The sequence below is a fragment of the Streptomyces sp. HSW2009 genome (assembly GCF_040240285.1).
Lineage (GTDB): Bacteria > Actinomycetota > Actinomycetes > Streptomycetales > Streptomycetaceae > Streptomyces.
In genome coordinates, this window is the sequence record NZ_JBEHZD010000005.1 from 11,586 (window position 1) to 25,900 (window position 14,315).

General features: G+C 69.0%; 1 protein-coding gene. It reads left to right on the plus strand.

The window, feature by feature from the left end; translation table 11 throughout:
- Nucleotides 1–4 precede the first annotated feature (4 nt).
- Nucleotides 5–14,302 carry a type I polyketide synthase gene (locus AAHZ94_RS00855; protein WP_349989859.1) on the plus strand — a complete coding sequence of 4,766 codons (14,298 nt, stop codon included), beginning with the start codon at nt 5–7 and terminating at the stop codon, nt 14,300–14,302.
- The last annotated feature ends 13 nt before the right edge of the window (nt 14,303–14,315 follow it).

Sequence of the window (14,315 nt, forward strand, 5' to 3'; positions counted from 1 at the left end):
ACTGATGGCTACGTCCTCCGAAAAAGTTGTCGAAGCGCTGCGCGCCTCTCTGCGGGAAAACGACCGCCTCAAGCTACAGAACCAGCGTCTGGTCGCGGCCTCGAAAGAGCCCATTGCCATCGTCGGTATGAGCTGTCGTTTCCCCGGGGGCGTGCGCACCCCCGAGCAGCTTTGGCAACTCGTCGTGGATGGCGTCGATGCCATCTCCGAGTTCCCGACCGATCGCGGTTGGGAGAACGAGACGCTGTACCACCCCGACCCGGACAACTCGGGGACGAGCTACACCCGTGAGGGCGGCTTCCTCTACGACGCCGACGAGTTCGACCCGCAGTTCTTCGGGATGTCTCCGCGTGAGGCGCTGGCGACCGATCCACAGCAGCGGCTGCTGCTGGAAGCCGCGTGGGAGGCGTTCGAGCGGACCGGCATCGACCCCGTCTCCCTGCGCAGCAGGCCGGTCGGGGTCTTCGTCGGCACGAGCGGCCTGGACTACGCGACCCATCTCTATGAGGTGGGAGGCGAACTTGAGGGCTATCTGACGGGTAGTGCGGCCAGCGTGGTGTCTGGCCGCATCTCCTACACCTTCGGCCTTGAGGGGCCGGCGGTGACGGTGGACACGGCGTGTTCCTCGTCGCTGGTCGCGCTGCATCTCGCAGTGCAGGCACTGCGCCAGGGCGAGTGTGAACTGGCCCTGGCCGGTGGCGTATCGATCATGTCGTCGCCAGGTTCGTTCATCGAGTTCAGCCGGCAGCGTGGGCTGGCGGTCGATGGCCGGTGCAAGCCGTTCGCGGAGGGTGCGGACGGTACGGGTTGGTCCGAGGGTGTGGGCCTGCTCCTGGTGGAGCGGCTGTCGGACGCGCGGAAGAACGGCCACCCGGTGCTGGCGATCGTGCGTGGTTCGGCGGTCAACCAGGACGGTGCGTCCAATGGTCTGACGGCGCCCAACGGTCCGTCGCAGCAGCGGGTCATCCGCCAGGCCCTGGCCAGCGCGGGACTGTCGGCCACCGAGGTAGACGCGGTGGAGGCGCACGGTACGGGTACCACGTTGGGTGACCCGATCGAGGCACAGGCGCTGCTGGCCACCTATGGGCAGGGGCGGGCCGAGGAGCAGCCGCTGTGGCTGGGGGCCATCAAGTCGAACATCGGACACACCCAGGCCGCCGCCGGTGTCGCGGGAATCATCAAGATGGTGATGGCCATGCGGCACGGCGTCCTGCCGAAGATCCTGCATGTGGATGAGCCGTCGAGTCAGGTGGACTGGTCGGCGGGTGAGGTACGGCTGCTGACGGAAGCCACCGAGTGGCCCGAGACCGGGCAGCCGCGCCGGGCGGGCATCTCCTCGTTCGGGCTGAGCGGGACCAACGCCCACACCATCATCGAGCAGGCCCCGGAGGCCAACGTCGATGAACAACAGGAGGCAACCGCCCCCCAGACCGACGCGGCGAAGCAGCCTGCTGTCCTGCCGTGGCTGGTGTCCGCCAGGAGCACGGAGGGGCTGAGCGCCCAGGCGGGCCAGCTCCACGCCCACATGAGTGCGCATCCGGAGTTGTCGCCGGCCGATATGGCCTTTTCCCTGGCCACGACCCGTTCGGTCTTCGAGCACCGCGCGGCCGTGGTCGCCGAGGATCGCGATGGCCTCCTCCGCGGTCTGGAGGCTCTGGCCAACGGCGAGAACGCGGCTCAGGTCGTCCAGGGTGTGGCACGGATCGAGGACACCCTCGCGTTCCTGTTCTCGGGTCAGGGTGCGCAACGCCTGGGTATGGGGCGGGAGTTGTACGAGGCATACCCGGTGTTCGCCCGTGCGCTGGACGAGGCGTGTGCCCGGCTTGATGTGCTGCTGGAGCGTCCGCTGAAGGACGTGATGTTCGCGGCGGAGGGTGGCGCGGATGCCGAGCTGCTGAATCAGACGGCGTTTACGCAGCCTGCGTTGTTCGCGGTTGAGGTGGCGTTGTTCCGGTTGTTGGAGCACTGGGGTGTCACCCCGGATGTGCTGATCGGGCATTCGGTTGGTGAGATTGCTGCCGCGCATGTGGCGGGGGTGTTCTCGCTTCAGGACGCGTGCACGCTGATCGCGGCGCGTGGCCGGTTGATGCAGGCCCTGCCGGCCGGTGGCGCGATGGTGGCCATCCAGGCGTCCGAGGAGGAGATCGCCGGATCGCTCGCCGGTCGTGAGGCTGAGGTGAGCATCGCGGCCGTGAACGGTCCGACCGCCGTGGTCATCGCCGGTGACGAGGCTGCCGTAGAGGAGATCGCGGCACAGTGGTCGGAGCAGGGCCGTAAGACCAGCCGGCTGCGGGTTAGCCACGCGTTCCACTCGCCGCGCATGGACGCGATGCTGGACGACTTCCGCAAGGTTGTCGAGGGGCTGTCGTTCGCCTCGCCCAACATCGATCTCGTCTCCAATGTCACCGGCAAGCTGGCGGACGCGGAGGTGTGCTCGCCGGAGTACTGGGTGCGCCACGTCCGGGAGGCGGTGCGGTTCGCGGACGGTGTGCGGACGCTCGACGCACAGGGTGTGACCACCTTCCTGGAGGTGGGTCCCGACGGTGTGCTCTCGGCGATGGCGCAGGATTGCCTGGCAGAACGGGCCGAGCCCGGCTCGGCACCCGTGGTCGTGCCGGTGCTGCGCAAGGACCGCTCGGAGGCCGTCGCGCTGACCACGGCGCTGGCTCGGCTGCATGTTCACGGCTCCGTTGTCGACTGGGGGCCGGCGTTCGACGGTCTCGAAGCTCGCCGGGTCGACCTGCCGACCTACCCGTTCCAGCGGCAGCGCTACTGGATCGAGAAGTCCGCCGACGGTTCATCCGGTGTTGACGCCGGCATCCGGGACGAGGTGGACGCGTGGTTCTGGCAGGCCGTGGAGCGCGAGGACCTCGCATCGCTCGCCAAGACGCTCGACTTCGACGACGAGGCGACGCTGGGCGCGGTGCTGCCCGCGCTTTCGGCGTACCGGCGCAGCAGCCGTGACCAGTCGACCATTGACAGTTGGCGTTATCGGGTGTCGTGGAAGCCCGTCTCGGATGTGGCCGGTGGGTCGTTGTCGGGGACGTGGCTGGTGGTGGTTCCCGAGTCCCGTGCCGAGGACGAATTGGTGGCGGGGGTTGTTTCGGGGCTTGAGTGGCACGGTGCCGATGTGGTGTCGCTGGTGGTGGGTGAGGGGGATCTTGAGTCCGGGGTGTTGAGTGGGCGGTTGCGTGAAGTTCTCGCGGCTGTGCCTGAGGTGGGTGGTGTGTTGTCGCTGCTTGCTTTGGATGAGGGGTCGTGCTCGGGGTATCCGGGGTTGTCGGCTGGTTTTGCTTCGACGTTGGTGTTGGTGCAGGCGTTGGTCGAGGTGGATGCCGAGGGTTTGTTGTGGTGTGTGTCGCGGGGTGCGGTGTCGGTGGGTCGTTCGGATCGGCTTGCGAGTGCTGTGCAGTCGCAGGTGTGGGGTCTGGGTCGGGTGGTGGGGTTGGAGCACTCGGGGTTGTGGGGTGGTCTGGTTGATCTGCCTGAGGTGTTGGATGAGCGTGCGGTTGCGCGGTTGGTGGGTGTGCTGTCTGGCGGGGCCGGTGAGGCTGCCGAGGACCAGGTTGCGGTGCGTGGCTCTGGTGTGTTCGTACGTCGTCTGGCTCGGTCGGCGGCGCCTGTAGTCGAGGTGGCGTCGTGGCAGGCACGTGGCACGGTGTTGGTGACGGGTGGTACGGGTGCGTTGGGTGGTCGGGTGGCTCGTTGGGCTGTTGGGCAGGGTGCGGAGCATGTGGTGTTGACCAGCCGTCGGGGCCTTGCGGCGCCGGGCGCTGAGGCGCTGCGTGCGGAACTCGAAGCGCTGGGTGCCGGGGTGACGGTGGCGGCGTGCGATGTGTCTGACCGGGAGGCGCTGGCCGGTGTGCTGGAGGCGGTTCCGGAGGAGTTTCCGCTGCGGGCTGTTTTCCATGCGGCGGGTGTGGAGCAGGCGGCGGAGCTTGTGGGGATGGGGCTGGCCGATGCTGCTGGTGTGATCTCCGGCAAGGTGGCCGGCGCTGTCAACCTGGATGCGCTGTTGGGTGATCGTGAGCTGGACGCCTTTGTGGTGTTCTCGTCGATCGCGGGTGTGTGGGGCAGTGGTGGTCAGGCTGCTTATAGTGCGGCGAACGCTTATCTGGATGCGTTGGTGGAGGAGCGTCGGGGTCGGGGTGTTGCTGGTACGGCGGTGGCCTGGGGGCCGTGGGCCGAAGGCGGCATGGCCACTTCGGAGGGGATGGAAGGGGAGCTTGTCCGCCGTGGCCTGGCGGTCATACCTCCGACGCTGGCCCTTGCCGCGTTGCAGGGGGCGATCGCGGGTGATGAGGGTGTGGTGACGGTCGCCGATGTGGACTGGGAGCGGTTCGCCCCCTTGTTCACTCTGGAGCGGCCGAGCCCGTTGCTCGCCGACCTGCCCGAGGTGCGGAGGGCACTCGACGCCGCGAGTTCGTCCGACCAGACAGGCGAGGCAGCGACGGGTCTGCGGGCGCGCCTGGCAGGCTTGACCGAGGCCGAGATCGACCGGGCTCTGCTTGACCTGGTGCGTGGTCAGGCCGCGGCGGCGCTCGGTTTTGCGGGTGCGGAGGCCGTTGAGCCGGGTCGGGCGTTCAAGGAGTTGGGTTTTGACTCGCTCACTGCGGTGGAGTTCCGTAACCGGTTGAACGCGGAGACGGGGTTGGTGTTGCCGGCCACGTTGGTCTTCGACTACCCGAGTTCTGTGGTGTTGGCCGGTCATCTGCGTGCCGAGGTGTTGGGTGCACAGGGGGCGGTGGCTGTGCCTTCGGCGGTGGTGGTCCCGGTCGATGACGACCCGATCGCGATCGTCGGGATGAGCTGCCGCTTCCCGGGCGGCGTCGGAAGCCCCGAGGACCTGTGGCGGCTCGTGGCCGCTGGTGGTGACGCCATCTCCGACTTCCCGTCCAACCGTGGGTGGGACGTGGACGGGATGTATGACCCCGACCCGGAGCGTCTGGGCACGTTCTACGCGCGCGAAGGTGGCTTCCTGCACAACGGTGGCGAGTTCGACGCGGGCTTCTTCGGGATCTCGCCGCGTGAGGCGCTCGCCATGGACCCGCAGCAGCGGCTGCTCCTGGAGACCTCGTGGGAGGTCTTCGAGCGGGCCGGTATCGCTCCCACCTCCGTACGCGGCAACCAGATCGGCGTCTACGTCGGCGCCGCGACCTCGGGCTACGGAGTCGGGCACGACGGTGCGGCCGGGGAACTCGAAGGACAGATCCTGACCGGCAACGCGACCTCGGTCGTGTCAGGCCGTATCTCGTACACGTTGGGTCTTGAGGGGCCGGCGGTGACGGTGGACACGGCGTGTTCGTCGTCGCTGGTGGCGCTGCATCTGGCGGTGCAGGCGCTGCGTCAGGGTGAGTGTGACCTTGCTCTTGCCGGTGGTGCCACGGTGATGGCGACGCCGGGTGCGTTCGTGGAGTTCAGCCGGCAGCGTGGGTTGGCTCCCGACGGCCGCTGCAAGCCGTTCGCGGATGCCGCGGACGGTACGGGCTGGTCCGAGGGTGTCGGCATGCTCCTGGTGGAGCGGTTGTCCGACGCCCGACGCAATGGCCACGAGGTGCTGGCGGTCGTGCGTGGTTCGGCGGTCAACCAGGACGGTGCGTCGAATGGTCTGACGGCGCCGAACGGTCCGTCCCAGCAGCGGGTGATCCGGCAGGCCCTCGCCAACGCCGGGGTCTCGGCCGCCGATGTGGACGTGGTGGAGGCGCACGGTACGGGTACGTCGTTGGGTGACCCGATCGAGGCGCAGGCGCTGTTGGCCACGTACGGCCGGGAGCGTCCCGAGGGCCGGCCGTTGTGGCTGGGTTCGCTCAAGTCGAACCTTGGCCACACGCAGGCGGCGGCGGGTGTCGCGGGCATCATCAAGATGGTGATGGCGATGCGGCATGGTGTGTTGCCGCAGACCCTGCACGTGGATGAGCCGTCGAGCCAGGTGGACTGGTCTGCGGGTGAGGTGCGGCTGCTGACGGAGTCCGCTGAGTGGCCGGAGACCGGGCAGCCGCGGCGGGTTGGTGTTTCTGCCTTCGGTGTGAGTGGCACCAACGCGCACACCATCATCGAGCAGGCCCCGCCGGTCGAGGACGAGGCGCAGCCCGCCCCGGCGGCCCCGGTCGAGGACCACGGCACCGTGCCCTGGGCGCTTTCCGCCAGGAGTGCGGAGGCTCTGCGTGCCCAGGCCGAGCGGCTGCGGGCCCACCTGATCGACGAGGCCGAGCTGGGTGTGCTGGATGTGGGTTACTCGCTGGTGGCGACCCGTGCGGTGCATGAACACCGTGCGGTGATCGTGGGCGCCGACCGTGCGGAGTTGTTGCGCGGCATCGAGGCCGTCGCGGCCGGTGAAATGGCCCCCGGAGCGGTTCAGGGTGTCGCGAACGCATCGGGAGTGATGGCGTTCCTGTTCTCGGGTCAGGGTGCGCAACGCCTGGGTATGGGGCGGGAGTTGTACGAGGCGTTCCCGGTGTTCGCCCGGGCGCTGGATGAGGTGTGTGCGCACCTGGACGTCGTGCTTGACCGTCCGCTGAAGGACGTGGTGTTCGCGGCGGAGGGCAGTGCGGATGCCGAGCTGTTGAATCAGACGGCGTTTACGCAGCCCGCGTTGTTCGCGGTTGAGGTGGCGTTGTTCCGGTTGTTGGAGCACTGGGGTGTCACCCCGGACGTAGTCATCGGTCACTCCATTGGTGAGATTGCTGCGGCGCAGGTGGCGGGGGTGTTCTCGCTGGAGGACGCGTGCACGCTGGTCGCCGCCCGTGGCCGGTTGATGCAGGCCCTGCCCGAGGGTGGCGCGATGGTCGCCGTCCAGGCGTCCGAGGAGGAGATCGCCGGGTCGCTCGCTGGTCGTGAGGCCGAGGTGAGCATCGCGGCCGTCAACGGCCCGACCGCCGTGGTGATCGCCGGCGACGAGGCCGCTGTACTGGAGATCGCCGGCCAGTGGTCGGAGCAGGGTCGTAAGACCAGCCGGCTGCGGGTCAGCCACGCCTTCCACTCGCCCCGTATGGACGCGATGCTGGGTGACTTCCGCAAGGTCGTCGAGGGGCTGTCGTTCCAGGCACCGTCGATCGTGCTGGTGTCGAACGTGACGGGCGAGGCGGCGAGCAGCGACGAGGTGTGCTTGCCGGAGTACTGGGTGCGGCATGTGCGGCAGGCGGTCCGGTTCGCGGACGGGGTGCGGGCGCTGGAGAAGCTGGGCGTGACCCGGTTCGTCGAGGTTGGCCCCGACGGTGTGCTGTCCGCCATGGCGCGCGACTGCCTGCGGGTGGAAGCCGGTTCGGCTCCGGTCGTGGCACCCGTGCTGCGCAAGGGCCGCCCGGAGGTTCAGGCGCTGACGGCGGCGCTGGCCGAACTCCATGTGCACGGTGTTGAGGTCGACTGGGAGCAGGTCTTCGCCGGGCGTGGTGCGCGGACGGTGGAGTTGCCGACGTACGCCTTCCAGCGTCAGCGCTTCTGGCTGGAGGACGGTGCGCAGGCTTCGAGCGGGTCTGCCGCGGACTCGGTGGATGCGCGGTTCTGGGAAGCGGTCGAGCGCGAGGACCTGGAGACCCTGGCCAAGGCGCTGGACGTCGACGGGAGCGGTTCGCTGGGTGAACTGCTGCCCGCGCTGTCTTCGTACCGCCGTCAGCAGCGTGACCAGGCCACGGTCGACGGCTGGCGCTACCGGGTCTCCTGGAAGCCGGTCCCGGAGGTGGTGGCGGGGGCGCTGTCGGGTACCTGGCTGCTGGTGGTGCCTGCCGGGCTCGCGGACAGCGAGCTCGCCGTCACGATCACGCAGGGGCTGGAGAAGTCCGGCGCCCGCGTCGTACCGGTGTCGGTCGACGGGGACACGGACCGCGATGGGCTCGCCGAGGTGCTGCGCGGTGCGCTCGGCGACGAGTCCGACGCGCGGGTGTTGTCGTTGCTCGCGTTGGACGAGGAGCCGACGGCCGGGCAGCCGGTGGTCGCTGCCGGGCTCGCGCTGACGCTGCGGCTGGTGCAGGCCGCGGCAGGGTTGGACGTGGGCCTTCGGCTGTGGTGTGCCTCGCGGGGTGCGGTGTCGGTGGGTCGTTCCGACCGGCTCGCGAGCGCCGTGCAGGCGCAGGTGTGGGGCCTTGGCCGGGTGGCGGCGCTGGAGCATCCGCAGCTCTGGGGTGGGCTCGTCGATCTGCCTGAGGCGTTGGACGAGCGTGCCGTGTCGCGGCTGGTCGGGGTGCTGTCCGCGGAGGGTGGCGAGGACGAGACAGCGATCCGGGGCTCCGGCGTGTTCGGCCGACGGCTGGTGCGTACGGCGTCGACGGGCGGCGAGGCATGGCGGCCGAGCGGCTCGGTGCTGATCACCGGTGGTACGGGTGCGCTGGGCGCACATGTGGCGCGCTGGGCGGTGCGTGCGGGCGCCGAGCATGTGGTGCTGACCAGTCGTCGAGGGCTCGCGGCTGAGGGTGTCTCCGAGCTGAGGGCGGAGCTGGAAGAGCTCGGTGCTGCCGTGTCGGTGGTGGCCTGTGACGCCTCCGATCGGGATGCGCTGGTCGAGGTGCTGGCGGGGATTCCCGAGCGCTTCCCGCTGCGCGGTGTGGTGCACGCGGCCGGTGTGCTGGATGACGGCGTCCTGGACGGTCTGACTGTCGATCAGCTCGCCGGAGTGCTGGGGGCGAAGGTTGAGGGCGCGCGGCTGCTGCACGAGCTGACGGCCGACCTGGAACTGGACGCGTTTGTGCTGTTCTCGTCGTTCGCCGGTGTGGTGGGCGGCGCCGGGCAGGGTGCGTACGCGGCGGCGAACGCGTATCTGGACGCGCTGGCCGTGGAGCGCCGTGGCGCCGGTCTTCCCGGTACAGCGGTGGCCTGGGGACCGTGGGCCGAATCCGGTATGGCCGCGACCGGCCGCGCCGGGGATCGGGTACGTGGTGGCGCGGTGTCCGCGATGGCCCCGGCGCTGGCGGTGGACGCGCTGAGCTGGGCCGCCGGCCAAGAAGAGGCGTCGCTCGTCGTCGCGGACGTCGACTGGGAGCGCCTGGCCCCGTCGTTGGCCGCCGCGCAAGGCGGCACTCTCGTCAGCGACATCCCCGAGGCGCACAAGCACCTGGTCACGGACGACGGCGGCGCCGGTACGGAGGCGGCCACCTTCGCCGGGAAGCTCGCCGGACTGGCGGCGGCCGAACGCAACGAGGCCGTGCTGGACCTGGTCCGCGGCCAAGCGGCCTCGGTGCTCGGCCACACCTCGGCGGACTCGATCGAGCCCGGCCGTGCCTTCCGCGACCTCGGGTTCGACTCCCTCACGGCGGTCGAACTGCGCAACCGGCTGGACCTCGCGACCGGCCTGCGCCTCCCGGCGACGCTCGTCTTCGACTACCCGACCGCCGCCGAACTGGCCGACTACCTGGACGCCGAGGCGTTCGGCACGGCCCCATCGGCCCTCGACACCGCCCAGCCGAACGCGGTGGCCGTGGACCAGGACCCCATCGCGATCGTGGCGATGAGCTGCCACTTCCCCGGCGACGTCCACACACCGGAGGACCTGTGGCGGCTGGTGGCCGAAGGCGCCGACGCCATCTCCGCATTCCCCACCGACCGCGGTTGGGACCTCGACGGGCTGTACGACCCCGACCCCGAGCGGCTCGGCACGTCCTACGCCCGCGAGGGCGGCTTCCTCTACGGCGCCCCGCAATTCGACGCCAGGTTCTTCGGGATCTCGCCGCGCGAGGCGCTGGCCATGGACCCGCAGCAGCGGCTGCTCCTGGAGAGCTCGTGGGAGGCGTTCGAGCGCGCCGGCATCGCTCCCGAGTCGCTGAAGGGCACTCGGGCGGGTGTGTTCGTCGGGACGAACGGCCAGGACTACGCCGGATTGTGGGTGGACTCCCAGGGCGACCTCGAAGGCCACTTGGGCACGGGCAGTGCGGCCAGCGTGGTGTCGGGCCGTATCTCTTACACCTTCGGTCTTGAGGGGCCGGCGGTGACGGTGGACACGGCGTGTTCGTCGTCACTGGTGGCGCTCCACATGGCGGTGCAGGCGCTGCGCCAGGGCGAGTGCGACCTGGCGCTTGCCGGTGGTGTGTCGGTCATGTCGACACCCAGTGGCTTTGTGGAGTTCAGCCGGCAGCGTGGGTTGGCTCCCGATGGCCGCTGCAAGCCGTTCGCGGACGCCGCGGATGGCACGGGCTGGTCCGAGGGTGTGGGCCTGCTGCTCGTGGAGCGGCTGTCGGATGCGCGGAAGAACGGCCACCCGGCGCTGGCGGTGGTCCGCGGCAGTGCGATCAACCAGGACGGTGCGTCGAATGGTCTGACGGCGCCGAACGGTCCGTCGCAGCAGCGGGTGATCCGGCAGGCGCTGGCGAGTGCCCGTCTGTCAGCGGCCGAGGTGGACGCGGTGGAGGCGCACGGTACGGGTACGACGCTGGGTGACCCGATCGAGGCGCAGGCGCTGCTGGCCACGTACGGCCAGGAGCGCTCCGAGGGCCAGCCGCTGTGGCTGGGGGCCATCAAGTCGAACATCGGGCACACCCAGGCGGCGGCCGGTGTCGCGGGAATCATCAAGATGGTGATGGCGATGCGCGAGGGTGTGTTGCCGAAGATCCTCCACCTGGATGAGCCGTCGCGGGAGGTGGATTGGTCGGCGGGTGAGGTGCGTCCGCTGACCGAGGCCACCGCATGGCCGGAGACCGGCCGTCCGCGCCGGGTGGGCATCTCCTCGTTCGGGCTCAGTGGGACCAACGCCCACACCATCATCGAGCAGGCGCCGGAGGCCGGGCAGCCCGCGGCTGCGGACGCTGTGGCCTCCCCTTCCACTCCGGTTGCCGCCTCCGCGACCGTCGGGTCCTCGGCAGTGGTGCCGTGGCTGGTCTCGGCCAAGAGCCAGGAGGCGCTGCGGGCACAGGCCGGGCGGCTCGCCGCGCATGTGGCGGCCCGGGGCGACCTCGGCGTGCTGGATGTGGGGTACTCGCTGGCGACCAGGTCGGTGTTCGAGCACCGTGCCGTGCTGGTAGGCCAGGACCGGGAAGCCCTGCTGCGTGGTCTTGAGGCCGTGGCCGGGAGCGGAATCGCTTCCGGGGTGGTCCAGGGGCAGGCGGTGTCGGGCGGCAAGACGGCGTTCCTGTTCTCGGGTCAGGGTGCGCAACGCCTCGGTATGGGGCGGGAGTTGTACGGGGCGTTCCCGGTGTTCGCCCGTGCTTTGGATGCGGTGTGTGCCCGGCTTGATGTGCTGCTGGAGCGTCCGCTGAAGGACGTGATGTTCGCGGCGGAGGGTGGTGCGGATGCCGAGCTGCTGAATCAGACGGCGTTTACGCAGCCTGCGCTGTTCGCGGTTGAGGTGGCGTTGTTCCGGTTGTTGGAGCACTGGGGTGTCACCCCCGATGTGGTGATGGGTCACTCCATTGGTGAGATTGCTGCGGCGCATGTGGCGGGGGTGTTCTCGCTTGAGGACGCGTGCACGTTGGTCGCCGCCCGCGGTCGGCTGATGCAGGCGCTGCCCGAGGGTGGCGCGATGGTCGCGATCCAGGCGTCGGAGGAGGAGATCGTCGGATCGCTCGCTGGTCGTGAGGCCGAGGTGAGCATCGCGGCGGTCAACGGACCAACCGCCGTGGTGATCGCCGGGCACACGCAGGCGGTCCAGGAGGTGGCGGACACCTGGACGGCGAAGGGACGAAAGACTAGGTGTTTGCGGGTCTCACATGCGTTTCACTCTTACCTCATGGACAGTATGTTGGACGAGTTCGGCCGAGTGGTCCGTGAGGTCTCTCTTGAACCGCCGACCATGACGCTGGTGTCCAATGTCACTGGCGGGTTGGTCTCGGAGGGGGAGACGTCTTCTCCGGATTACTGGGTCCGACATGTACGTGAGGCAGTTCGGTTCGCTGATGGGGTTCGTTCGCTTAAGGCGTTGGGCGTGACAAGGTTCTTGGAAGTTGGTCCAGACGGTGTGCTCACCGCCATGGCACAGGACTGCCTTGCGGAAAACGCCGAGGGCACCTCGGCGGCGATTCTGGTCCCGGTGCTGCGTAAAGAACGACCCGAAGCAGGGGCTTTGATGACGGCGCTTGCCGAACTGCATGCACACGGTGCCACGGTGGGCTGGGAATCGATATTCGCCGGACACGGTGCCGGCAAGGTGGAGCTGCCCACATACGCGTTTCAGCGTGAACGGTTCTGGCCTGAGGCATCCGCGTCCGGCAGCGGCCGGAATTCCGGTTCGACGGCCGCGGACTCGGTGGACGCGCGATTCTGGGAAGCGGTCGAGCGCGAGGATCTCGAAGCACTCGCCCGGGCACTCGACGTCGATGGCAACGCACCGCTGAGTACGGTGATGCCCGCGCTGTCCGCATATCACCGGAGCAACCGCCAACAATCCACGATCGATGGTTGGCGTTATCGGGTGTCGTGGAAGCCCGTCTCGGATGTGGCCGGTGGGTCGTTGTCGGGGACGTGGCTGGTGGTGGTTCCCGAGTCCCGTGCCGAGGACGAATTGGTGGCGGGGGTTGCTTCGGGGCTTGAGCGGCACGGCGCCGATGTGGTGTCGCTGGTGGTGGGTGAGGGGGATCTTGAGTCCGGGGTGCTGAGTGGGCGGCTGCGTGAAGTTCTCGCGGCTGTGCCTGAGGTGGGTGGCGTGTTGTCGCTGCTTGCTCTGGATGAGGGGTCGTGCCCGGGGTATCCGGAGTTGTCGGCTGGTTTTGCTTCGACGTTGACGTTGGTGCAGGCGTTGGCCGAGGTGGATGCCGAGGGTCTGTTGTGGTGTGTGTCGCGGGGTGCGGTGTCGGTGGGCCGTTCGGATCGGCTGGTGAGTGCCGCGCAGTCGCAGGTGTGGGGCTTGGGTCGGGTGGTGGGGTTGGAGCACTCAGAGCTGTGGGGTGGTCTGGTTGACCTGCCTGAGGTGCTGGATGAGCGTGCGGTAGCGCGGTTGGTGGGTGTGCTGGCCGGCGGGGCCGGTGAGGCTGCCGAGGACCAGGTTGCGGTGCGTGGCTCTGGTGTGTTCGTACGTCGTCTGGCTCGGTCGGCGGCGCCTGCCGCGGACGTGGCGTCGTGGCAGGCACGTGGCACGGTGCTGGTGACTGGTGGTACGGGTGCGCTGGGTGGCCGGGTCGCTCGTTGGGCTGTCGGGCAGGGTGCGGAGCATGTGGTGTTGACCAGCCGTCGGGGCCTTGCGGCGCCGGGCGCTGAGGCGCTGCGTGCGGAACTCGAAGCGCTGGGTGCCGGGGTGACGGTGGCGGCGTGCGACGTGGCCGATCGTGAGCAGTTGGCGACGGTGCTGGAGGCGGTTCCGGCGGAGTTTCCGCTGCGGGCTGTTTTCCATGCGGCGGGTGTGGAGCAGGCGGCGGAGCTTGCGGGGATGGGGCTGGCCGATGCTGCTGGTGTGATCTCCGGCAAGGTGGCCGGTGCCGTCAACCTGGACGCGTTGCTGGGCGATCGTGAGCTGGACGCCTTTGTGGTGTTTTCGTCGATCGCGGGTGTGTGGGGTAGTGGTGGTCAGGCTGCTTATGGTGCGGCGAACGCTTATTTGGATGCGTTGGTGGAGGAGCGTCGGGGTCGGGGTCTTGCTGGTACGGCGGTGGCCTGGGGGCCGTGGGCCGAAGGCGGCATGGCGGCCGGCGACGGCGGCGATCAGTTGGCCCGTCGTGGTCTGCCCGCGATGGCGCCCGGTCTGGCTCTTGCCGCGTTGCAGGGGGCGATTGCGGGTGATGACGGTGTGCTGACGGTCGCCGATGTGGACTGGGAGCGGTTCGCGCCCGCGTTCACGATCGGGCGGCCCAGCCCGCTCCTGGGTGAACTGCCCGAGGTCGCATCGGCCCTGGAACAGGCCCATGCAGCCGAGGAGAGCCACGCCGAAGGCGGATCGCGTCTGAGGGAAAGGCTCCTCGCGCTGGCCCCGGGTGAGCGGCAGCGCGCCGTACTCGACCTGGTGCGCGGTCACGCGGCGGCGGTTCTCGGATTCTCCGGTATGGAAGGCGTGGAATCTGACCGAGCCTTCAAGGAGTTGGGTTTCGACTCGCTCACGGCGGTCGAGTTCCGAAACCGGCTGAACTCGGACACCGGGCTGCGGCTGCCCACCACACTGGTCTTCGACTACCCCAACGCAAAGGCTCTGGCAGAGCAGGTAAGGGCGGGTGTCCTGCCCGACGAAGGGGTATCCGCCACTCCGCTGATCGCGGATCTGGAAAAACTTGAGGCATCACTTTCCACGGCTGAGCCGGACAATGCCGAGCGAATGGCCATCGCGACCCGACTCCAAGTACTCCTCGCCAGGCTGAATGGCGACGAAGGCGGAGCGAAGGACGCTGAGAGCATCACGGAGCGGCTTGACGGAGCATCCGACGATGATCTCTTCGATTTCATCGAGAACGAGCTCAGCTAAAACGTAAGCGCCG